The sequence below is a fragment of the Kitasatospora sp. NPDC048545 genome, from assembly GCF_040651155.1.
Lineage (GTDB): Bacteria > Actinomycetota > Actinomycetes > Streptomycetales > Streptomycetaceae > Kitasatospora.
The window spans coordinates 167,400-189,029 of the sequence record NZ_JBEZIQ010000010.1 but is presented as its reverse complement, the minus strand read 5'-3'; the positions used below and the strand labels follow the sequence as shown (position 1 = coordinate 189,029).

At 70.8% G+C, this 21,630-nt stretch carries 19 protein-coding genes; 9 read left to right on the top strand and 10 right to left on the bottom strand.

The features are described from left to right. Positions 1-3 precede the first annotated feature (3 nt). Positions 4-588: a Uma2 family endonuclease gene (locus AB0D10_RS12805; protein ID WP_360254819.1), complete on the top strand. Its 585-nt coding sequence runs from the start codon at positions 4-6 to the stop codon at positions 586-588. A 31-nt stretch (positions 589-619) separates the two neighbouring features. On the opposite strand, the gene AB0D10_RS12800 is transcribed toward AB0D10_RS12805, so the two are convergent. The 8 genes from AB0D10_RS12800 to AB0D10_RS12765 all read right to left on the bottom strand — a co-directional run bounded on the left by AB0D10_RS12800 (position 620) and on the right by AB0D10_RS12765 (position 11,109). Next, complete coding sequence (locus tag AB0D10_RS12800; RefSeq protein WP_360254817.1) at positions 620-1,897, bottom strand: thymidine phosphorylase; 1,278 nt, start codon at positions 1,895-1,897, stop codon at positions 620-622. Positions 1,898-2,017: 120 nt separating this feature from the next. Further along, positions 2,018-2,410 carry a cytidine deaminase gene (locus AB0D10_RS12795; RefSeq protein WP_360254815.1) on the bottom strand — a complete coding sequence of 131 codons (393 nt, stop codon included), beginning with the start codon at positions 2,408-2,410 and terminating at the stop codon, positions 2,018-2,020. Further along, on the bottom strand, positions 2,407-3,672 hold the full coding sequence (locus AB0D10_RS12790; RefSeq protein WP_360254813.1) for an ABC transporter permease: 1,266 nt from the start codon (positions 3,670-3,672) through the stop codon (positions 2,407-2,409). Before AB0D10_RS12790 ends, AB0D10_RS12795 begins: the two co-directional genes overlap by 4 nt. Further along, on the bottom strand, positions 3,669-4,823 hold the full coding sequence (locus tag AB0D10_RS12785) for an ABC transporter permease (protein WP_360254811.1): 1,155 nt from the start codon (positions 4,821-4,823) through the stop codon (positions 3,669-3,671). Before AB0D10_RS12785 ends, AB0D10_RS12790 begins: the two co-directional genes overlap by 4 nt. A 4-nt stretch (positions 4,824-4,827) precedes the next feature. After that, positions 4,828-6,648, bottom strand: a complete 1,821-nt coding sequence (locus AB0D10_RS12780) for an ABC transporter ATP-binding protein (protein WP_360254809.1) — start codon at positions 6,646-6,648, stop codon at positions 4,828-4,830. A 50-nt stretch (positions 6,649-6,698) separates the two neighbouring features. Next, positions 6,699-7,760, bottom strand: a complete 1,062-nt coding sequence (locus tag AB0D10_RS12775; protein ID WP_360254807.1) for a BMP family ABC transporter substrate-binding protein — start codon at positions 7,758-7,760, stop codon at positions 6,699-6,701. A gap of 257 nt (positions 7,761-8,017) precedes the next feature. Further along, positions 8,018-9,271 (bottom strand): amidohydrolase, encoded by a 1,254-nt coding sequence (locus AB0D10_RS12770; RefSeq protein WP_360254806.1) that lies wholly within the window; start codon positions 9,269-9,271, stop codon positions 8,018-8,020. Between the two features lie 212 nt (positions 9,272-9,483). Continuing rightward, entirely contained in the window at positions 9,484-11,109 is a 1,626-nt protein-coding gene (locus AB0D10_RS12765) for a methylmalonyl-CoA mutase family protein (RefSeq protein ID WP_360254804.1), read from the bottom strand. Positions 11,110-11,229: 120 nt separating this feature from the next. Here AB0D10_RS12765 and AB0D10_RS12760 point away from each other — a divergent pair, with 120 nt between their 5' ends. From AB0D10_RS12760 to AB0D10_RS12730, 7 genes are all read left to right on the top strand, one after another. After that, complete coding sequence (locus AB0D10_RS12760) at positions 11,230-11,970, top strand: SDR family oxidoreductase (protein WP_360254802.1); 741 nt, start codon at positions 11,230-11,232, stop codon at positions 11,968-11,970. A gap of 65 nt (positions 11,971-12,035) precedes the next feature. Next, positions 12,036-13,691 carry an alpha/beta hydrolase gene (locus AB0D10_RS12755; RefSeq protein ID WP_360254800.1) on the top strand — a complete coding sequence of 552 codons (1,656 nt, stop codon included), beginning with the start codon at positions 12,036-12,038 and terminating at the stop codon, positions 13,689-13,691. A 325-nt stretch (positions 13,692-14,016) separates the two neighbouring features. Further along, a complete protein-coding gene (locus AB0D10_RS12750) occupies positions 14,017-14,502 on the top strand; it encodes a 2-oxo-4-hydroxy-4-carboxy-5-ureidoimidazoline decarboxylase (RefSeq protein ID WP_360254799.1) in 486 nt (161 codons plus the stop codon). Positions 14,503-14,799: 297 nt separating this feature from the next. Continuing rightward, on the top strand, positions 14,800-15,180 hold the full coding sequence (gene sdhC / locus AB0D10_RS12745; protein WP_033332398.1) for a succinate dehydrogenase, cytochrome b556 subunit: 381 nt from the start codon (positions 14,800-14,802) through the stop codon (positions 15,178-15,180). A gap of 8 nt (positions 15,181-15,188) precedes the next feature. Continuing rightward, on the top strand, positions 15,189-15,680 hold the full coding sequence (gene sdhD, locus AB0D10_RS12740; protein ID WP_360254798.1) for a succinate dehydrogenase, hydrophobic membrane anchor protein: 492 nt from the start codon (positions 15,189-15,191) through the stop codon (positions 15,678-15,680). 51 nt (positions 15,681-15,731) lie between these two features. Beyond that, positions 15,732-17,474 carry a succinate dehydrogenase flavoprotein subunit gene (sdhA, locus tag AB0D10_RS12735; protein WP_360254797.1) on the top strand — a complete coding sequence of 581 codons (1,743 nt, stop codon included), beginning with the start codon at positions 15,732-15,734 and terminating at the stop codon, positions 17,472-17,474. Next, a complete protein-coding gene (locus AB0D10_RS12730; RefSeq protein WP_360254795.1) occupies positions 17,474-18,247 on the top strand; it encodes a succinate dehydrogenase iron-sulfur subunit in 774 nt (257 codons plus the stop codon). Before sdhA ends, AB0D10_RS12730 begins: the two co-directional genes overlap by 1 nt. A gap of 64 nt (positions 18,248-18,311) precedes the next feature. Here the strand turns inward: AB0D10_RS12730 and AB0D10_RS12725 are convergent, their stop codons facing one another. Next, the gene (locus AB0D10_RS12725; RefSeq protein ID WP_360254793.1) at positions 18,312-19,928 is read right to left on the bottom strand and encodes a hypothetical protein; all 1,617 of its coding nucleotides are present in this window, start codon (positions 19,926-19,928) and stop codon (positions 18,312-18,314) included. A 94-nt stretch (positions 19,929-20,022) separates the two neighbouring features. Next, a complete protein-coding gene (locus AB0D10_RS12720) occupies positions 20,023-20,280 on the bottom strand; it encodes a hypothetical protein (RefSeq protein ID WP_360254791.1) in 258 nt (85 codons plus the stop codon). 204 nt (positions 20,281-20,484) lie between these two features. Here AB0D10_RS12720 and AB0D10_RS12715 point away from each other — a divergent pair, with 204 nt between their 5' ends. After that, positions 20,485-21,618 (top strand): serine hydrolase, encoded by a 1,134-nt coding sequence (locus AB0D10_RS12715; RefSeq protein WP_360254841.1) that lies wholly within the window; start codon positions 20,485-20,487, stop codon positions 21,616-21,618. Positions 21,619-21,630: the final 12 nt, after the last annotated feature.

Sequence of the window (21,630 nt, the reverse complement as noted above, 5' to 3'; positions counted from 1 at the left end):
CACGTGTCGATCCCCGCCGATACCATCCGGACCACGAGCATCGATCCTGCCGTGTACGCCCGGCTGCGCGAGATCGCGGAACAGCTGCCGCAGGCGCCGGGGACAGGGAAGGTGGAGATCGCCGACGGCGAGATCGTCATGACGATCTCGCCGGTGAAACGCCATGAGCTCGCGGTCATCCGCCTGGCCCGGCAGCTCGACGCCCAGCTGCCCCGGACCCGTCCCGGCTACATCGCCCACGGCGGCGCGGACGTGGAGGATGTCGGCCTGGGCCGGCTCCGCAACCCGGACCTGACGGTGTTCCCCGAAGCGACTCTGGCCGGCGAGCAACCGGCGGTCCTTCCCCACGAGGTGCTGCTCGCGGTGGAGATCGTCTCCAGGTCGAATCCCGAGAACGACCACCGCAACAAGGTCCACGACTGCTCGGCGATGGGCATTCCGTACCACCTGATCGTCGACCCACGTACCGGCACCGGCATCGTGCACTCGGAGCCCGGCCACGAGTCCCGCGAGAAGTTCGTCTTCGGCGACAAGACCGCCGTCGGTCCCTGGACGATCGACACCGGCGGTCTGCTCACGTACGCCTGATCCGGCGCACGTGAGCAGACCCTCGGGCGCCTCAGGCGATGCGGTCGAGCACGATCGGGTTCGGGGTGAACTCCGTGCCGGCCGGGGCGACGGTGATGCCGCCGGCCAGGGCCTCGATGGCGTAGTCGTAGCGCTCGGGGGTGTCGGTGTGGAGGGTCAGCAGGGGCTGGCCGGCCACGACGGCGTCACCGGGCTTGGCGTGCATCTCGACGCCGGCGCCGGCCTGGACCGGGTCCTCCTTGCGGGCGCGGCCGGCGCCCAGGCGCCAGGCGCAGACGCCGACGGCGTAGGCGTCGAGCTCGGTGAGCACGCCGGAGGCGGGCGCGGGGATGACGTGCTGCTCGCGGGCGACCGGGAGCGGGGCGTCCACGTCGCCGCCCTGGGCGGCGATCATGCGGCGCCAGTGGTCCATCGCGGAGCCGTCGCGCAGCGCGTCCGCCGGGTCCTTGCCGTGCACGCCGGCCGCGGCGAGCATCTCGCGGGCGAGGGCGAGGGTCAGCTCGACGACGTCGGCCGGGCCGCCGCCGGCGAGGACCTCGACGGACTCGCGGACCTCCAGCGCGTTGCCCGCGGTCAGGCCGAGCGGGGTGGACATGTCGGTGAGCAGAGCGACGGTGTTGACGCCGGCGGTGGTGCCCAGGCCGACCATGGTGCGGGCGAGTTCGCGGGCGTTCTCGATGTTCTTCATGAACGCGCCGGAGCCGACCTTGACGTCGAGGACCAGCGCGCCGGTGCCCTCGGCGATCTTCTTGGACATGATCGAGGAGGCGATCAGCGGGATCGCCTCGACGGTGCCGGTGACATCGCGCAGCGCGTACAGCTTCTTGTCGGCGGGCGCGAGGCCGTCACCGGCCGCGCAGATGACCGCGCCGGCGTCGCGCAGCACGTCCATCATCTCCTCGTTGGAGAGCAGGGCGCGCCAGCCGGGGATGGACTCCAGCTTGTCCAGGGTGCCGCCGGTGTGGCCGAGGCCGCGGCCGGAGAGCTGCGGGACGGCGGCGCCGCAGGCGGCGACCAGCGGGGCGAGCGGGAGGGTGATCTTGTCGCCGACGCCGCCGGTGGAGTGCTTGTCGCTGGTGGGCAGCGGCAGCGAGGAGAAGTCCATCCGGACGCCGGAGCGGATCATGGCGTCGGTCCAGCGGCTGATCTCGCGCGACTGCATGCCGTTCAGCAGGATCGCCATGGCCAGCGCCGACATCTGCTCGTCGGCGACCTCGCCGCGGGTGTAGGCGTCGATGACCCAGTCGATCTGAGCGTCGCTCAGCTCTCCGCGGTCGCGCTTGGTCCTGATGACGGAGATGGCGTCCATGCGTGCTCCCAGTGCGGTTTCTAAAGGCGTGGGTCTAAAGGCGTGAAAAGCGAAGAGTGCCGCGAGATGACCGGGTTCCGGCCCACTCGCGACACTCTACGCGCGTAACAAACAGCGAAGCTAGAGCCGCTCCGGCCCGAACGCGTCGGGCAGGACCTCACTCATCGGCTTGACGCCCGAGGCGAGCTCGATCAGCAGGTCGGGCCCGCCGTGCTCGTACAGCAGCTGGCGGCAGCGCCCGCACGGCATCAGCAGCTCACCGGCGCCGTCCACACAGGTGAACGCGGTCAGCCGCCCGCCACCGGTGGCGTGCAGCGCGGACACCAGCCCGCACTCGGCGCACAGCCCGAGCCCGTACGAGGCGTTCTCGACGTTGCAGCCGGTGACCACCCGTCCGTCGTCCACCAGCGCGGCCGCGCCGACCGGGAACTTGCTGTACGGGGCGTACGCGTGGCCCATCGCCTCGCGCGCCGCCTCGCGCAGGCGCTCCCAGTCGACCGCGGGGGCCGTCACTTGCCCTGGCCCTTGCGGTAGATCTGGCCGTCCGCCTTCGGCATCCGCAGCCGCTGCGAGGCCAGCGAGAGCACCACCAGGGTGATCAGGTACGGCGTGGCGACGATCAGCGGACGCTGGACCTCGTCGGTCAGCGCGTACCAGGCACCCATGCCGCCGGCCACCACCAGCGAGATCACCGCACCGGTGAACTTGCGGCGGTACAGCTGCCAGAGGGCGAGCAGCGCCATCGCGATGGAGATCACGAGGAGCAGCACGTGCACCGACCCCGGGTCACGCAGCTGGAGGCTGTCGGTGAAGCCGAACAGGCCGGCGCCCATGGCGAGACCGCCGGGCATCCAGTTGCCGAAGATCATCGCCGCGAGGCCGATGAAGCCGCGGCCGAGGGTCTGACCGTCCTTGTAGAAGTGCGCGGCGACCAGCGAGAGGTACGCACCGCCGAGGCCCGCGAAGGCGCCGGAGGCGGTGACCGCCAGGTACTTGTACTTGTAGACGTTGACGCCCAGCGACTCGGCGGCGGTCGGGTTCTCACCGCAGGAGCGCAGCCGCAGGCCGAACACCGTGCGCCAGAGCGCGAAGTAGGTGACCACGATCAGCACGGCCGCCAGGACCACGACCACCGAGATGTTGGTGACCAGGCCGCCGAGCACGCCGGCGAGGTCCGAGACGAAGAACCAGTGGTGGTTCTCGATGCCCTTCAGCCAGGAGGACAGCCCGGGGACGGTGATGTACGGCAGCGGATCCGCCGGCGGGGACTGGTTCGCCCCGGCACCGGCCGAGATGTAGTCCTTGTAGTAGATCCGGTTGACGTACGCGCAGATGCCGGGGATCAGCAGGTTGATGCCGACGCCGGAGACGATGTGGTCGACGCCGAAGGTGACGGTGATGACCGCGTGCAGCAGACCGCCGAGCGCGCCGCCGGCCATGCCGGCCAGCAGGCCGACCCACGGGTTGACCAGGTAACCGGCCCAGGCACCGCAGAAGGTGCCGGCGACCATCATGCCTTCGAGGCCGATGTTGACCACACCGGCCCGCTCGGACCAGAGACCGCCGAGACCGGCCATGCCGATCGGCACGGCGGCGCTGAGCGCGGCGGTGACCTGACCGGAGGAGGTCAGCGAGTGGTTGCCGGTGGCCATGCCCACGGCGGAGAACAGGACCAGGGCGCCCGCGATCAGGAGCAGGACCACCGGCCAGGACAGCTTGTGCTTCTTCGCAGGTGCGCCCGACGCCTTCGGGCGAGCAGCGGTAGCGGTGCTCACGCGGACACCTCCTTCTTCTCAGCGGCCGCGAGCTGGGCGGCGAGCTGCTCGCCGACCTTCTTCTGCTGGCGGGTCAGGCCGTAGCGGCGCACCAGCTCGTACGCGACGACGACGCAGATGACGATGGTGCCCTGCATGACCGAGACGATCTCGGACGGGAAGCCGCCCTGGAGCGGCAGCTGGGCACCGGTGGCGTCCAGGAAGGCGAACAGCAGGGCCGCGAAGGCCATGCCGATCGGGCTGTTCCGGCCCAGCAGGGCGATCGAGATCCCGAGGAAGCCCAGGTTCTGCTGGAAGGTCTGCCCGTAGTAGAACGAGTTCTGCAGCAGCTCCGGCATGCCGATCAGACCGGCGATGCCGCCGGAGACCGCCATCGAGATGATCACCATCTTCTTGACGTTCACACCGGACGCGGTCGCCGCGGACTCCGAGCGGCCGGTGGCGCGCAGGTCGAAGCCGAAGCGGGTGCGGGTCAGGGTGAACTGGAACAGCACGCCGACCGCGACGGCGATGAAGAGGAAGCCCCAGAGCGGGCCGCCGGCCGTCTCGATAGAGAAGAAGTGGCTGGACTGCGAGATCGGATCGGTCTGGATCGAGTTGCTGGTGCCGCTCACCTTCGGCGCGAAGATGCCCGGGGCGAGCAGCAGACCGACGATCGCGAGCGCGATGGCGTTCAGCATGATGGTCGAGATGACCTCGCTGACGCCGCGGAAGACCTTCAGCAGACCGGCGATGCTCGCGTACAGACCGCCCACCAGCATGGCGGTGACCAACAGCAGCGGGATCTGGATGATCGCGGGCAGGTCGACCTGGGTGCCGATGTACGCCGCGAACAGCGCCGCGACCTTGTACTGGCCCTCGACGCCGATGTTGAACAGGTTCATCCGGAACCCGAACGCGGCGGCCGCGGCGGCCAGGTAGTACGTGGTGGAGCGGTTCAGGATGGCCACCTGGCCGTCCGACTTGGTGGCGTACGTGATCATCACGTTCCACGCGTCGAACGGGTTCTTGCCCGAGGTCGCCAGCAGGACGGAGCAGATCGCGACGGAGAGCACGACCGCGAGCACCGGCGCCGCCAGTGCGAGCACGATCCGCTCACCGCTGATCCGCTGCGCCAGGCTGCGCTTGGCGGCGGGGTTGGGACTGGTCATGTGGTTACTCCCCCGCCTGCGGGTCGTCGGCGGTGTCGGACGGGCCGGTGCCCTCGGCCTCGGTGCCCTCGGCGGCGAGCGCCTGGGCCTCGGCGAGCGCGTCCGGCTCGGACTCGATGTGGCCGCTGGCAGCACCGGTCATCGCGGTGCCCAGGTCCTCGGCGGTCACGGTGGCCGGGTCGGCGTCCGCGACCATGCGGCCGCGGTAGATGACCCGGATGGTGTCGGAGAGCCCGATCAGCTCGTCCAGGTCGGCGGAGATCAGCAGGACGGCCAGGCCGGCCCGCTGGGCGACCCGGATGTGCTCCCAGATCTGGGCCTGTGCGCCGACGTCGACACCGCGGGTGGGGTGCGCGGCGATCAGCAGCTTGGGCTGGTGGCTCATCTCACGGCCGATGATCAGCTTCTGCTGGTTGCCGCCGGAGAGCGAGGCCGCGGTGACCTCGATGCCGGGGGTGCGGACGTCGTACTCCTCGACGATCCGCTGGGTGTCCGTCCGGGCACCGGCCGGGTCGAGCAGCACGCCCTTGGAGTTGGGAACCTCGGTGACGTGGCCGAGGATGCGGTTCTCCCAGAGCGGGGCCTCCAGCAGCAGGCCGTGCTTGTGGCGGTCCTCGGGGATGTAGCCGATGCCGGCCTCGCGGCGGGCCCGGGTCAGGGTGCCGGAGAGGTCCTTGCCGTCCAGGGTGACGGAGCCGCCGTCCAGCGGCAGCATGCCCATGATGGCCTCGACCAGTTCGGCCTGGCCGTTGCCCTCGACGCCGGCGATGCCGAGGATCTCACCCTTGTGGATGCGCAGCGAGATGTCGTCCAGGACGACGCGCTCGATGCCCTCGGCGTCGGTCTTGGCGATCCGCAGGTCCTTGACGTCGAGCATCTCGGTCGTGGTGACCGTGGACTCGCGGCTCTCCGGGGAGGGCAGCTCGGCGCCGACCATCATCTCGGCGAGCTGACGGGCGGTGACCGCCTTCGGGTCGGCGTCGCCGACCGTGGTGCCGCGCCGGATGACGCTGATCGCGTCCGCGACCGCCAGCACCTCGTGCAGCTTGTGCGAGATGAAGATGACGGTGACGCCCTCGGACTTGAGTTCGCGCAGGTTGTCGAACAGCGCGTCGACCTCCTGCGGGACCAGCACGGCCGTGGGCTCGTCGAGGATCAGGATCTTGGCGCCGCGGTACAGCACCTTGAGGATCTCGACGCGCTGGCGCTCGGCGACGCCGAGGTCCTCGACCAGGGCGTCCGGGCGCACGCCCAGGCCGTACTGGTCGGAGATCTCCTTGATCTTCGCCTTCGCCTTGGCGCCGATGCCGTGGATGTGCTCGCCGCCGAGGACGACGTTCTCCAGCACCGTGAGGTAGTCGGCGAGCATGAAGTGCTGGTGCACCATGCCGATGCCGCGGGAGATGGCGTCGCCGGGGGTGCTGAACTCGCACAGCTCGCCGTTGATCGCGATGGTGCCCTCGTCCGGCTTCTGCATGCCGTAGAGGATCTTCATCAGCGTCGACTTGCCGGCGCCGTTCTCGCCCATCAGGGCGTGCACGGTGCCCGTGCGGACGGTGAGGTTGATGTCGTGGTTGGCCACGACACCGGGGAAGCGCTTGGTGATGCCGCGCAGCTCGACGGCCGTTGTCGCCGTCCCCGCGCTGGGGGTGCCGTCCTTGCGCAGGGGGACGGGGTCGGATGCGGTGATGGCGATCTCCTGGTGGTCTGGAGGCGCGTCGTTGCGCTGGGAGGGCCAAGGTGGGGAAACGTGGGGACGGGACGGGGCCCGGGGGTGCGCGTTGAGCGCACCCAGCCGGGCCCCTCCCGTGCCTGTGTCGATCATCGCTCTGCCGGGCAGGCGGCAGGCGTTGTCACGTCCGGGACGCGCGGACCTTACTGGGTCGGCGCGGTCGGGATGGTGGTGGCACCGCTCTTGATGGCGTCGGCGGCGGCCTTCAGCTGCGGCTGGATGTCGTCGATCTTGCCACCGGTGGTGGCGAGCGAGACGCCGTCGGCCTTCAGGTCGAAGAGCTTGACGCCGGTGAAGGCGTTGCCCTTCTTGACCGAGTCGATGTACGCGAAGACCGCGTTGTCGACGTTCTTGACCATCGAGGTCATGATGCTGTTCTTGTACTTCGCCAGGGCCGGCTGGCTGGCCTGGTCGGAGTCGACACCGATGGCCAGGGCGCCCTGCTTGTTGGCGACGGCCTCGATGGCACCGTTGCCGGAGGAACCGGCGGCGGTGTAGATGATGTCCGCGCCCTTGTCGAGCTGGCCCTGCGCGGCTTCCTTGCCCTTGTCGGGCGAGTTGAAGCCGGTGAAGTCCGGCGGGGTGGTCAGGTAGGTGGTCTCGACGACGATGTTCGGGTCGACGGACTTCACACCCGCCTTGTAACCGGCCTCGAACTTCTTGATCAGCTCGGACTGCACACCGCCGATGAAGCCGACGTGCTTGGCCTTCGACTTGTTCGCGGCGGCGACACCGGCCAGGTACGAACCCTCCTGCTCGGCGAAGAGCAGCGAGGTGACGTTGGACGGCTGGTCCTTGTCGTTCGAGTCGATGATCGCGAACTTGACGTTCGGGTTGTCCTTGGCGATCTTGTTGACCGCCGGCTGGTACACGAAGCCGACCGCGATGATGGTCTTGTAGCCGGCGTCGACCAGGTTCTTGAGGCGGGTCTCCTTGTCGGCCTCGGCCTCGCCGGACTTGGCCTCGGCCTCGGTCACGGAGGCACCCAGCTCGGACTTGGCCTTGTCGAGACCGCGCGCGGCGGAGTCGTTGAACGACTGGTCGCCGCGGCCACCGATGTCGTAGGCCATGCCGACCTTGAGCGAACCGTCGCCCGAGGCGGAGGAAGAGGTGCTGTCGGTGCTCTTTGCGCCGCAAGCGGCGAGCGAGGCCATGCCCAGGGAACCCGAGAGCACAACCGCGGCGAGCTTCATTGAACGGCGCAAGGGAGTATCTCCTTCTGACACGCAACCGTTTGGCGTGGTCGGACGCCACCGTAACGCGCGTAGAACACGGTTGTGTTACGGGGTGCCAGAGCATTCGGGTTGTTATCAAACCGTGGTCTGACACCCGTCCCGAGGCTCTTTCCCCCCACACGGACGGTGGTACGAGGTTGGTGCGGCCCAGTTTACGGAACCGCCACCCGAACCCCGGATCCCGACGATCCGCCCACGGTCGGCCATCCGACCCGCGGGCCGCGCCCTCAGTCGCCGTCCGCCCCCAGGGCCAGCGCCGCGAAGAGCTCGGCACCGATGCCGATCGCCCGTTCGTCCACGTCGAACCGCCCCTGGTGCAGGTCGCGGACGGTGGTGTCACCGGGAGCGCGGACGCCCAGCCGGGCCAGCGCGCCCGGGGCGTGTTCCAGGTACCAGGAGAAGTCCTCGCCGCCGAGGCTCTGCTCGGTGCCCTCCACCACCTGCCGGCCGTCCCGGCCGAACCGGGCGTTCATGACCTCGTCCAGCAGCGCGACCGAGACCGCCTCGTTGACCACCGGCGGCACCCCGCGGTGGTAATCCAGCGTCCACTTGGCCCGGTAGGTCTCGGCGAGCTTGGCGATCAGCTCGTGCAGCAGGTCCGGCGCCTCGCGCCAGCCGTCCAGCTCCAGGCAGCGGACGGTGCCCTCCAGCTCGGCGTGCTGCGGGATGACGTTGGGCGCGGAGCCGGCGGCGATCCGACCCCAGACCAGGCTGACGCCCCAGCGCGGGTCCATCCGGCGGGCCAGCGCGCCGGGCAGGTCGGCGGCCATCCTGGCCACCGCGGTCACCAGGTCGGTGGTCAGGTGCGGACGGGCGGTGTGCCCTCCGGGGCCGTCCAGGTGCAGTACCAGGCGGTCGCAGGCCGAGGTGATCGCCCCGGCGCGCAGGGCGATCCGGCCGACCTCCACCTTCGGGTCGCAGTGCACCGCGAAGATCCGGCCGACGCCGTCCATCCCGCCGGCCTTGATCACGTCCAGCGCACCGCCCGGCATGACCTCCTCGGCCGGCTGGAAGACCAGCCGGACCGGGCGGCGCAGCTCGCCGGTGCGGGCGGCCTCGGCCAGCACCAGACCGGTGCCGAGCACCACCGAGGTGTGCACGTCGTGACCGCAGGCGTGGGCCCGGCCGGGGACGGTCGAGCGGTACGGCACGTCGGTCTTGGCGTCGTCGATCGGCAGCGCGTCGATGTCGGCGCGGAAGGCCAGGAACTCGGCGCCCGGGGCGGTGCCGGCCGGGACGATGTCGACGAGCAGTCCGGTGCCGCCGGGCAGCACCCGGGGTTCGAGGCCGGCCGCCACCAGCCGGTCGCGCAGCAACCCGGTGGTGCGGAACTCCTGGCGGCCCAGCTCCGGATGCCGGTGCAGGTCACGGCGGAAGGCGATCAGCTCGGGCTCCAGCGCCTCGACCCGGTCGCGCAGTTCGACGGAGGGGCGTGCGGCCGCGAGAGTGGCGCCCGGCTGAGCGGGCTCAGGACGGTTCATCTCCCCAATCATAGGCCTGTTGGGGGGATTTGGCCCGACTTTCGGAAAATTAGTCCCCGGATGGGCGCATACCGGCCGGACAGGTGGGTATGACATCTCGTTTCAGCCGCCTTCCCCGGGTTGCTTGCCCTGTGCAACGATCCCCCGCGCCGACGGTCACGGCCGTCACTTCGCCGATGGCACCGGGATGTTGACGGCCGTTCAGTGGGTGCTCAGAAGCGCTCCACCGGAGCGTACGTCCCCCACGCCTCCCTGAGCGCGTCGCACACCTCGCCCACCGTGGCCCGGGCGGCCAGCGCCTCCTTCATCGGGTACAGCACGTTCCCCGGCCCCTCGGCGGTGCGGCGCAACCCGTCCAGCGCCCGGGTGACGGCGCCGGACGAGCGCTCGGACCGCAGCCGGGCCAGCCGCCCGGCCTGCTGCCGTTCGAGGGCCGGGTCCACCCGCAGCGGCTGGTAGGGCTCCTCCGCGTCCGACCGGAAGCGGTTGACGCCGACCACGGTCCGCTCGCCGGAGTCCGTCTCCTGCTGGAGGCGGTAGGCGGTGCGCTCGATCTCGCCCTTCTGGAAGCCCTGTTCGATCGCGGCCACCGCGCCGCCCCGGTCCTCGATCCGGGCCATCAGCGCCAACGCGGCGGCCTCCACGTCGTCGGTGAGCGACTCGACGGCGTACGACCCGGCGAACGGGTCGACGGTGGCGGTCAGGTCGGTCTCGTGGGCGAGCACCTGCTGGGTGCGCAGGGCGAGCCGGGCCGCCTTCTCGGTGGGCAGCGCGATCGCCTCGTCGTAGCTGTTCGTGTGCAGCGACTGGGTGCCGCCGAACACCGCGGCGAGCGCCTGCACCGTGACCCGGGCCAGGTTGACCTCGGGCTGCTGGGCCGTGAGCTGCACCCCCGCGGTCTGGGTGTGGAAGCGCAGCATCTGCGAGCGCGGATCCCGCGCACCGAAGTCGTCACGCATGATTCTGGACCAGATCCTGCGCGCGGCACGGAATTTGGCGACTTCCTCCAGAAGGGTCGTCCGGGCCACGAAGAAGAACGAGAGCCGGGGTGCGAAGTCGTCCACGGCCATCCCGGCGGCGATCGCGGTGCGGACGTAGGCGATGCCGTTGGCCAGTGTGAAGGCGATCTCCTGCGCGGGACCGGCCCCGGCCTCGGCCATGTGGTAGCCGGAGATGGAGATGGTGTTCCAGCGCGGGACCTCGGCCCGGCAGTACCGGAACAGGTCGGCGACCAGCCGCAGCGAGGGCTGCGGCGGGAAGATGTAGGTGCCGCGGGCGATGTACTCCTTCAGGACGTCGTTCTGGACCGTTCCGGTGAGCGCCGTCGACGCCACGCCCTGGGCCTCCCCGACCAGTTGGTAGAGGAGCAGGAGCAGGGCGGCGGGCGCGTTGATGGTCATCGAGGTGGACACCTCGCCGAGCGGGATGCCGTCGAGGAGCACCGCCATGTCCTCGACGCTGTCCACCGCCACGCCCACCTTGCCGACTTCCCCGGCCGCGAGCGGGGCGTCCGAGTCGTAGCCCATCTGGGTGGGCAGGTCGAAGGCGACCGACAGGCCGGTGCCGCCGCCGGCGATCAGCTGCCGGTAGCGGGCGTTGGACTCGGCGGCGGTGCCGAAGCCCGCGTACTGGCGCATCGTCCAGGGCCGCCCGGTGTACATGGTCGGGTACACCCCCCGGGTGTAGGGGTACTCCCCCGGCCGGCCCAGGCGGGTCGCCGGGTCCCAGCCGGCCAGCGCCCCGGGGCCGTACAGCGGCTCGATCGGGAGGCCCGACTCGGAGAGCCGGGCCCGTTCCGGGGGGCGGCCCGGCTCTGCGCGGCGCGGATCGGCTGGCATGGGTCCCTCCGGAGGTCGGCCGGCACTGGTCCTCGCAATGTAGGGCGCGACCGGTCCGCCGGGGCTCCGACGCGGTTGAGATGATCGGGTGAACGACCGATGAGCCCCCAGGGAGTGGCAATGACCGAGCAGAAGGTGGCCGTGGTCACCGGTGCCAGCAGCGGAATCGGCGCGGCGACCGCCCGCCGGCTTTCCGCCGAGGGCTACGACGTGGTGCTGACCGCCCGCCGCGCCGACCGGATCGAGGCGCTGGCCAAGGAGGTCGGCGGCCGGGCGTACCCGCTGGACGTCACCGACCGGGCCGCCGTGGACGCCTTCGCCGCCGAGATCGGCCGGGTGGACGTCCTGGTGAACAACGCCGGCGGCGCGATCGGCGCCGAGACGGTCGAGCACGGCGACCCGGCCGACTGGCGGGCCATGTACGAGGTGAACGTGCTCGGCGTGCTGCACATGACGCAGGCGCTGCTGCCCGCTCTGCGGGCCACCGGCGACGGCACGGTCCTGGTGCTCTCCTCGACCGCCGCCCTGGCCGCGTACGAGGGCGGCGGCGGGTACGTCGCCGCCAAGCACGCCGCGCACACCATCGCGGCCACGCTGCGGCTGGAGCTGTGCGGGGAGCCGATCCGGGTGATCGAGATCGCGCCCGGGATGGTGAAGTCCGAGGGCTTCGCGATCACCCGCTTCCGCGGCGACGAGGAGAAGGCCGCCGCCGTGTACGCGGGCGTGGCCGAGCCGCTGACCTCGGAGGACGTCGCGGACACCGTGGCCTGGGCGGTCACCAGGCCCCCGCACGTGAACATCGACCTGCTGGTGGTCCGCCCCCGGGCGCAGGCCGCCAACCACAAGGTCCACCGGGGCTGAGCCCCGGCGCGGGCGGCCCGGGGGCCAAGATCGAACACGTCACCACCCAGTGGTACACACGTGCGATGAGAACCTTCCGGGCCGCCCGCCCACGATTCCTGCTGACCGCCGTGGCGGCGGGCACCCTCCTCCTCACCACGGCCTGCGACGACACCGCCAAGCCTGCCGGGGACCGGGCCGCCGGCACCTCCGCACCCGCCGCCGCGAACCCCGCGGCCACCGCCGCGACGGCCGGCGCCTCCGCACCCGCCGGCCAGGCCGACCCGGCCCTCAAGCCCTTCTACGGCCAGCAGATCACCTGGGCGGACTGCCCGGCCGACCCCCAGGCCGAGAAGGCCAGGATCGACATCAGCGGCCTGAAGTGCGGCCGGCTACACGTCCCGCTCGACTACGCCCACCCCGCCGCCGATGCGATCGACCTCGCCCTGATCAAGTACCCGGCCGCCAAGCCGGACCAGCGGATCGGCTCGCTGATGGTCAACCCGGGGGGCCCGGGCGGCTCCGGCGTCGAGATGGTCAAGTACGGCGCCAAGGACTTCACCGGAGCCCTGCACAACCGCTTCGACGTGGTCGGCTTCGACCCCCGCGGCACCGGCGACAGCGCCCCGGTCGTCTGCTACGACGACAAGCAGCACGACGCCGCCGAGCAGCAGGACGACCCGCTGGACCCGGCCGAGCGCAAGGCCGCGCACATCAAGCAGTCCACCGACCACGCCGCCGCCTGCCAGGCCAAGTCCGGCAGGCTGCTGCCCTTCGTCGGCACCCGCAACACCGCCCGCGACCTGGACGTGCTGCGCGCCGTCGCCGGCGACGAGAAGCTCAACTACCTGGGCATCTCCTACGGCACCTACCTCGGCGCGCTCTACGCCGAGGAGTTCCCGCGCAACACCGGCCGGCTCGTCCTCGACGGGGCCGTCGACCCCGCCCAGGACACCCTGGACCACGGCGTCGACCAGCAGGTCGGCTTCGAGAAGTCCTTCGAGCGCTTCGCCGCCGACTGCGTCGGGAACCACCCCGAGGACTGCCCGCTCGGCAAGGACAAGGACACGGCCGCCAAGAAGGCCGCCGACTTCCTGGACGGCCTGCACGACGGCCCGCTCGGCACCAAGGACGGCCGCAAGCTCGGCCGCGACCTGGCCTGGACCGGCACCATCCAGATGCTCTACGGCGACGAGAAGACCTCCTGGAAGTACCTGCGGGCCGGGCTCGGCATGGCGATGACGATGAAGCGCGGCGACCTCCTGCTCGCCTTCGCCGACGAGTACAACGGCCGCGACGAGAACGGCCACTACAGCCCGATGGAGGAGTCCAACGGTGCGATCAGCTGCGCCGACGCCGCCCGACCCGCGCCCACGCCCGAACACGCCAAGGCCGCCGTGGACCGGCTGCTCGCCGAGGCGCCGCTGCTGTCCAAGGGCGTCACGGTGGACGACTACAGCGAGCCCGGCTGCGCCTACTGGCCGTTCAAGACGCAGGAGAAGCCGCACACCGTCCGGGCCGAGGGCAGCGCCCCGATCCTGGTGGTCGGCTCCACCGGCGACCCGGCCACCCCGTACGCCTCGGCCGAGTCCCTGGCCAAGGGCTTCGCCAGTGCCACCCTGCTCACCCGGGTCGGCGAGGGCCACGGCGCCTTCGGCAAGGGCAACACCTGCATCGACCGGGCCCTGGAGGCCTACCTGACCGAGGGCACCGTGCCGGCCGCCGGCACCCGCTGCACCTGAGGCGGCCACGCCGTCGGGCGGCGGCGGGCGGCGCCCGGCGGACGGCAGGGGGAAATGACGAGGGCGATGACACGAAGGTGTCAACGTCACAACTTGATAGCTCGTCCGGATGAATTCGGCGTGCGCCCTCCCCAACTGATGACTGCTCAACTACCTTGGAGACGCTGCCCGACCGGCGCCGAGCGCCGCTCCGCAGCCCCATACTTCACCTGCCCCACCACCCCACCCTTCACCGGCACCTTCCCGCCCTCACGAGGAGGACCCGCTGGCCAGCGACATCCCGTCACAGCGGCTCGACGTCACAACAGAGCCGACCCTCCTCGGGTTGCACCGCTTCAACGAGGCCGACGCCGGCGCCGCCGAGGAGGCCCTGCTGGCCTGCTGCGGCAGCCACCGCTGGGCCCTGCGGCTCACCGCGCACCGGCCCTACCCCGACATAGAGTCCCTGCTGGCCGCCGCCAGCGAGGCCTCCTACGACCTCCGCCCGGCCGACCTCGCCGAGGCCCTGGCCGACGAGAGCTGGATGCCGCAGCCGCTGCTCGGCATGCGGGCCCCCGGCAGCCAGGCCGCGCACACCGCCCTGCGGGCGGCGCACGCCGCGTACGAGGCCCGGTTCGGCCACGTCTTCGTGGTCTGCCTGGAGCGCGTCGCCCCGGAGGAGATGCTCGACACCGTGCTCTCCTCCATCCGCACCCGCCTGGCCAACGACCCGGACGAGGAGCGGCTGATCGCGGCGGACGAACTCCGCCGGATCGCCCTCACCCGCCTGGAGCACCTGGTCGCCACCCCTTCGGAGGCCGGAGCGCGCTGAACCGGCCCCCGCGTGCCCCTCATCCGTGCGGGTGATCCACCCGTACGGATGAATCCGGACCCCGCGCCCCGCACCCCTCGGGTGCGGGGCGCGACCACGCGGTCACCCCGGGTGTCGAATTGCGCCCCGGTTCCCGCCGCACTAGGCCAGAAGTGCCTGATTGATCACACCTGGGGCCCCCGGAGGCGGCACGGGAGAAGGCGTCGATAGGATGCTCGCGGCCGGTGGACCGTACCTGGCCGGGCTGACCGACACCGAAGCCGGCCGAGCCCCCAATCGCTTCCGGAGGGTTTTTCCGTGCCGGCTGGAACGCTGTACCGCGGCCGGGAAGGCATGTGGAGCTGGGTGGCTCATCGAGTCACCGGCGTCCTCATCTTCTTCTTCCTGTTCGCCCACGTCCTGGACACCGCTCTCGTGCGAGTGTCGCCGGAGTCCTACGACACCGTCATCCAGACGTACAAGACTCCCCTTGTGAACCTGATGGAGTACGGCCTGGTGGCCGCCATCCTGTTCCACGCCCTGAACGGCCTGCGCGTTGTCGCGGTGGACTTCTGGTCCAAGGGCCCGAAGTACCAGAAGCAGATGCTCTGGACCGTGGTCGGCGTCTGGGTCGTGCTGATGGCCGGCTCCTTCTACGGGATCCTGCAGCACACGCTGATCTCCTGGTTCGGGAAGTGAGCTGAGACATGTCCACGGAATACTCCGACGCCATCGTGGTGCCCTCCAAGCAGGCGCACACCGGCAAGGGCCTCGGCACCGGCAACCCGGCCGACGCGTTCGTCATCGAGCCGCCGCGTCAGCGGACCAAGAAGACCCCGCGCCGCACCCGCACCAACTTCGAGATGCTGGCCTGGCTCTTCATGCGCCTGTCCGGTGTCGTCCTGGTCGTGCTGATCCTCGGCCACCTGATCATCATGCTGCTGCTCGACGGTGGCGTCTCCAAGATCGGCTTCGCCTTCGTGGCCGGCCGTTGGGCCTCGCCGTTCTGGCAGGGCTGGGACCTGCTGATGCTGTGGCTCGCCATGCTGCACGGCGCCAACGGCATGCGTCAGGTCATCAACGACTACGCCGAGAAGGACTCGACCCGGCTCTGGCTCAAGGGACTCATGGGTACCGCCACGGTCTTCACCGTGCTGCTCGGCACCCTGGTGATCTTCACCTTCGACCCCAACATCTGAGCCGCGAGCACCATCGACCATCGGCAGAGGCCAGAGGCGAGTTAACCCCCCATGCAGATTCACCAGTACGACACCGTCATCGTCGGCGCCGGCGGCGCCGGCATGCGTGCGGCCATCGAGTCCACGCAGCGCAGCCGCACCGCCGTCCTGACCAAGCTCTACCCGACCCGGTCCCACACCGGCGCTGCCCAGGGCGGCATGTGCGCCGCCCTCGCCAACGTCGAGGAGGACAACTGGGAGTGGCACACCTTCGACACGGTCAAGGGCGGTGACTACCTGGTCGACCAGGACGCCGCCGAGATCATGTGCAAGGAGGCCATCGACGCCGTCCTCGACCTGGAGAAGATGGGCCTCCCCTTCTCCCGCACCGAGCAGGGCCGGATCGACCAGCGCCGCTTCGGCGGCCACTCCCGCAACCACGGCGAGGCCCCGGTCCGCCGCTCGTGCTACGCGGCCGACCGCACCGGCCACATGATCCTGCAGACGCTGTTCCAGAACTGCGTCAAGCACGGCGTCGAGTTCTTCAACGAGTTCTACGTCCTCGACCTGCTGATCAACGACGGCCAGACGGCCGGCGTCGTCGCCTACGAGCTGGCCACCGGCGAGATCCACGTCTTCCAGGCCAAGTCGGTCGTCTTCGCCTCCGGCGGCACCGGCAAGTTCTTCAAGGTCTCCTCCAACGCCCACACCCTCACCGGTGACGGCCAGGCCCTGGTGTACCGCCGCGGCCTGCCGCTGGAGGACATGGAGTTCTTCCAGTTCCACCCGACGGGCATCTGGCGCATGGGCATCCTGCTCACCGAGGGCGCCCGCGGCGAGGGCGGCATCCTCCGCAACAAGGACGGCGAGCGCTTCATGGAGCGCTACGCCCCGGTCATGAAGGACCTCGCGTCCCGTGACGTGTGCTCCCGCGCGATCTACACCGAGATCCGCGAAGGCCGCGGCTGCGGCCCCGACGGCGACCACGTCTACCTCGACCTGACCCACCTGCCGCCGGAGCAGCTGGACGCCAAGCTCCCGGACATCACCGAGTTCGCGCGCACCTACCTCGGCATCGAGCCCTACACGGACCCGATCCCGATCCAGCCCACCGCGCACTACGCCATGGGCGGCATCCCGACCAACGTCGAGGGTGAGGTCCTGCGCAACAACACCGACATCGTCCCGGGCCTGTACGCGGCCGGCGAGGTCGCCTGCGTGTCCGTGCACGGCGCCAACCGCCTCGGCACCAACTCGCTGCTCGACATCAACGTGTTCGGCCGTCGCGCGGGCATCGCCGCCGCCGACTACGCCACCTCGCACGAGTTCGTCGAGCTGCCCGAGAACCCGGCTGAGAAGGTCCAGGCCCTGGTCGACGGCCTGCGCGAGGGCACCGGCACCGAGTCCGTGGGGCAGATCCGCAAGGAGCTGCAGGAGAGCATGGACACCAACGCCATGGTGTACCGCACCGGCGCCACCCTGAAGCAGGCGGTCGAGGACATCGCCGCGCTGAAGGAGCGCTACAAGAACGTCTCCATCCAGGACAAGGGCTTCCGCTACAACACGGACCTGCTGGAGGCCGTCGAGCTGGGCAACCTGCTCGACCTGGCCGAGGTGCTGGCCGTCTCCGCGCTGGCCCGCGAGGAGTCCCGCGGCGGCCACTACCGCGAGGACTTCCCGACCCGTGACGACGTGAAGTTCATGCAGCACACCATGGCGTACCAGGAGGTCGCCGCCGACGGCAGCACCTCCATCCGCCTCGACTACAAGCCGGTCGTCACGACCCGCTACCAGCCGATGGAGCGTAAGTACTGATGAGCACTCCGACCGTGGAGACGCACTCGGCCGCTCTGGACGCGGTCGAAGCCGGCGCCGTCCAGCCGATCACCGTCACCTTCCGGATCCGCCGGTTCAACCCGGAGGAGCACCCGGACCCGGTGTGGGTCGACTACCAGCTGACGATGGACCCCAAGGAGCGCATCCTCGACGCGCTCAACAAGATCAAGTGGGAGCAGGACGGCACCCTCACCTACCGCCGTTCCTGCGCCCACGGCATCTGCGGCTCCGACGCCATGCGGATCAACGGCCGCAACCGGCTGGCGTGCAAGACCCTGATCAAGGACGTCAACCCGGAGAAGCCGATCACGATCGAGGCCATCAAGGGCCTCACGGTCCTCAAGGACCTGGTCGTGGACATGGACCCGTTCTTCCAGGCGTACAAGGACGTCATGCCGTTCCTCATCACCAAGGGGAACGAGCCGACCCGCGAGCGCCTGCAGTCCGCCGAGGACCGCGAGCGCTTCGACGACACCACCAAGTGCATCCTGTGCGCCGCGTGCACGTCGTCCTGCCCGGTGTTCTGGAACGACGGCCAGTACTTCGGCCCGGCCGCCATCGTCAACGCGCACCGCTTCATCTTCGACTCGCGCGACGAGGGTGCCGAGCAGCGCCTGGAGATCCTCAACGACCGTGAGGGCGTGTGGCGTTGCCGCACCACCTTCAACTGCTCCGAGGCCTGCCCGCGTGGCATCGAGGTCACCAAGGCGATCCAGGAAGTGAAGCGGGCGCTCGTCACCCGCCGCTTCTGATCCCCGCCTGACAACGGCGCAGGCCCCGCCCGATCCCCGGATCGGGCGGGGCCTGCGCCGTTTCCTAGCGCAGCGCGCCGAGGTCCTTCGGGGCCGACCAGCCGCTGAACGTCACCAGGTGCCGGTCCGCGGTGACGGCCCACAGGTCCGGCTTGCCGTCCCCGTCCCCGTCGCCCGAGCTGCCGAGCGTCGGGTAGGCGTCGGTGGTGAAGCCGGTCGCGACCACGTTCGCCGCGGGGTCGGCGAGGGCGGAGAAGTCCAGGGTGCCGTCGGCCCGCTTCGGGACCGGGTGGGCGTGCAGCTCGCCGGTGGCCCGGTCACGCGCCCACAGGGCGAGGTTGCCGGCCGCGTCCGGGCCGGGGGCGATCAGGTCGTAGCCGCCCCAGGCACCGGAGGCGGTGAGCTTGCGGGCCTTCTGCCAGCCGTAGGCGAAGTCGCCTCCGGCGTGCAGCCAGAGGTTGCCGCCCTCCAGGGTCACCAGCGAGGGCTCGGTGCCCCCGTCGACGGGACCGAACGCGACCAGCTGGTCGGCCTTGGACCAGTCCTTGGCGAAGTCGGCGGGGCAGGCGGCGTCGGCACCGGTGTCGTCCACGCACTCGGTCGAACGGACGGCGCCGGTCAGTGCCTGACCGATCGAGCCGTAGTCGACGTTCCGGTGCAGGTACAGGTAGCCCTGGCCGGGCTTGTGGATGAACAGGTCGTCCGCGGACGGCGCGTGGTCGTTCGACCAGCCCCGGTGCGCCACCTGGTACGAGGCCCAGCTCGTGCGGTCCGGAGCGGCGACCGCCCGGACGGTCGAAGCAGGCGTGGTGTCGACGGAGTTGACGCCGATGTACTGCAGGTTGCCCTGGGCGTCCGGCAGCAGGATGTCCGCGGTGCCGTCCCCGTCGACGTCGCCGAGGGTGCTCGGCGGGTTCGGGTTCGAGGGGGCGTAGAAGGAGTAGGACGCCTGGCCGAGGTTGCCCGCGTCGTCCAGCACCTGGACCTTGAGGTCGTTGGAGCCCCAGTTCAGGACCTTGAGGTCGAGCGTCACGGTGCCGTCGGCGCCGGGCTTGACGGCGTTCGGCGAGTCGCAACCGCCCACACCGAGGTAGTCGAAGCCGTACCGGACGCAGGCGACACCGGAGGCCGTCCCACCGGCCGGAGCGGGGTCGGCCGTCCTGATGACGAACGTCCCCTTCTGTCCCGCGTACTTGGTGGCCTTGCCGCTCGCCGGGAAGTCGGTCGAGGAGACCGTGGCGGTCGGCGACGTGGTGTCCACCGAGAAGTGGCAGTCCGCCGACGGGGCGGAGACCTGCGTGCCCTGCAGGGCCCAGGCGTGCCAGGCGTAGCTGTGGCCGTCCAGCAGGCCGGGGACCTTGACGGAGGCCTGCTGGGCGTAGGCCTGGGCCTCACCGGTGTACACCGGGGCCTGGGCTCCCGTCGTCTCGTCCCAGACGCCGAACCGGGCACCGGCACCGGTGACCTTGGCCTTGAGCGTCGGGCCGGCCGCCGTCCGTCCGCTCCGGAGCGGAGCGGTCGTCGCGTCGCAGGCAATGGTCCGGTTCTCGCCGCCCTGTTCCGTCCCCAGGACGGCCGGGGCGGTGTCGTCGGCCACGGCCGCCGTCGGCACGGCGAGCAGGCCCGCGGCCACGGTCGCCGCGGCCACCCCGCCGAGCCTGCGCAGGTACGTGTGCGCCATCAGAAGTCCCCACCCCTTTGTCTGCAGATCTTTCGATACGTGCACGAGCGGTGGAGATCCTGCCAGTGGGGACTGACAGCGGCAACGGGGATTTTCAGTCGGTGGCCGGTGCGCGGCGGGTGGCGCGCAGGCCGCGGAGGCCGATGGTGCCGACGGCGACGCCGAGGACGAAGGAGGTGACGGCGAGGAGGAGGTGGATCCAGAAGAAGGCGGTGGGCTGGGAGTGGTCGCCGTTGGTGAACGCCTGACCGCCGGAGTCCTTCCACAGGTTCTTGACGAAGGTGGTCCAGATGATCATCGACCAGACGCCGAAGGCGGTCAGGAACCAGGAGGTGCGGCGGCTGAGCTTCATGGGTGGTCCTCGACGGGGGTGTGAAGGCGGTGTGCGTCCCCAGTATGCGCGGGCCGCCGATCGGCGTACGGCGGGCCCCTCCTGCGGAGGACGGGCCCGGCGCGGCGGACGCGGGGGGCCCGGAATGGGTACGGTCTGCTGGTGCCCACTCCCCGTCACACGTTCGCGCGCCTGTGCGCCGCGGTCACCGCGGCCCTCCCGGTCCTGCTCGTCGCCCCGGTGGCGGTCGCGGCCCCGCAGCAGCCGCCCCCGTCCGCGGTCGGTGGTGACCGGCTCGGGAGCCCGGGGGTCCAGTTCGCCCCGTTGCCGGGGGCCCCGGCGCTGCCGGGCGATCTCACCGGCCAGTCCTGGATAGTGTCCGACGCGGTGTCGGGCGAGGTGCTGGCGTCCTACAACCCGCACCTCAAACTGCCGCCGGCGAGCACGCTGAAGATCCTCTTCGCGGACACCGTGCTGCCGAAGTTCGACCGCAACGCGGTGCACAAGGTCGCCGACGAGGAGATCCAGGGGATCGGAGCCGGCAGCAGTCTGGTCGGCATCAAGGAGAACCTGGAGTACCGGGTCGAGGACCTGTGGCGCGGGGTGTTCCTGAGCTCGGGCAACGACGCCGTGCACGTCCTGTCGCACATGAACGGCGGCGTCCAGCAGACTGTCGCCGAGATGCAGGCGCGCGCCGAGGCCCTGCAGGCGAGGGACACCCGGGTGGTCTCCCCGGACGGCTACGACATGGACGGCCAGGTCTCCTCGGCCTACGACCTGTCGCTGTTCGCCCGGGCCGGCCTGCGCAACGCGGACTTCCGGAGCTACTGCGCGACCCGGGACGCGATGTTCCCGGGCGCGGTCGACAAGAACACCGGTCAGCGCGGCAGCTTCGGGATCGCCAACACCGACCGGCTGCTGGGCAAGTACCCCGGGCTGATCGGGGTGAAGAACGGCACCACGACCAACGCCGGTTCGACGTTCGTCGGGGCCGCCGAGCGCGACGGGCGCACCCTGCTGGTGACGGTGATGCACCCGGCGAGCTACCAGAAGGTGTACGACGAGACGGCCGCCCTGCTCGACTGGGGCTTCGCCGCGGCGGGCAAGGTCCAGCCGGTCGGCAAGCTGGTCGACGAGCTCCCGGCGGCCGGGGCCGAGCCGACCGGCCAGGCCGGCGGCACGGCGGGCATGCCCGCGCCGCCGCCGCACCCCTCCCCGGCCGTCACCGGGCCGGCCGCGGCGCCCGCGCCCGCCGGGAACGACGGCTTCGGCCTCGTCGGCTGGTCGGTCGTCGTGCTGGCCGGGGCCGGGGCCGGGTACGGCGCACTGGTCCTGCGGCGGCGCCGCTCGGCGGGCTGACCGACCGCCCGA

Coding starts and splice junctions, on each gene's coding strand:
- AB0D10_RS12765 (WP_360254804.1), bottom strand. CDS start 11,109: ATGCCAGCCGATCCGCGCCGCGCAGAGCCGGGCCGCCCCCCGGAACGG.
- AB0D10_RS12730 (WP_360254795.1), top strand. CDS start 17,474: ATGAGCACTCCGACCGTGGAGACGCACTCGGCCGCTCTGGACGCGGTC.
- AB0D10_RS12720 (WP_360254791.1), bottom strand. CDS start 20,280: ATGAAGCTCAGCCGCCGCACCTCCTGGTTCCTGACCGCCTTCGGCGTC.
- AB0D10_RS12770 (WP_360254806.1), bottom strand. CDS start 9,271: ATGAACCGTCCTGAGCCCGCTCAGCCGGGCGCCACTCTCGCGGCCGCA.
- AB0D10_RS12755 (WP_360254800.1), top strand. CDS start 12,036: ATGAGAACCTTCCGGGCCGCCCGCCCACGATTCCTGCTGACCGCCGTG.
- AB0D10_RS12780 (WP_360254809.1), bottom strand. CDS start 6,648: ATGATCGACACAGGCACGGGAGGGGCCCGGCTGGGTGCGCTCAACGCG.
- sdhA (WP_360254797.1), top strand. CDS start 15,732: ATGCAGATTCACCAGTACGACACCGTCATCGTCGGCGCCGGCGGCGCC.
- AB0D10_RS12785 (WP_360254811.1), bottom strand. CDS start 4,823: ATGACCAGTCCCAACCCCGCCGCCAAGCGCAGCCTGGCGCAGCGGATC.
- AB0D10_RS12800 (WP_360254817.1), bottom strand. CDS start 1,897: ATGGACGCCATCTCCGTCATCAGGACCAAGCGCGACCGCGGAGAGCTG.
- AB0D10_RS12725 (WP_360254793.1), bottom strand. CDS start 19,928: ATGGCGCACACGTACCTGCGCAGGCTCGGCGGGGTGGCCGCGGCGACC.
- AB0D10_RS12760 (WP_360254802.1), top strand. CDS start 11,230: ATGACCGAGCAGAAGGTGGCCGTGGTCACCGGTGCCAGCAGCGGAATC.
- sdhD (WP_360254798.1), top strand. CDS start 15,189: ATGTCCACGGAATACTCCGACGCCATCGTGGTGCCCTCCAAGCAGGCG.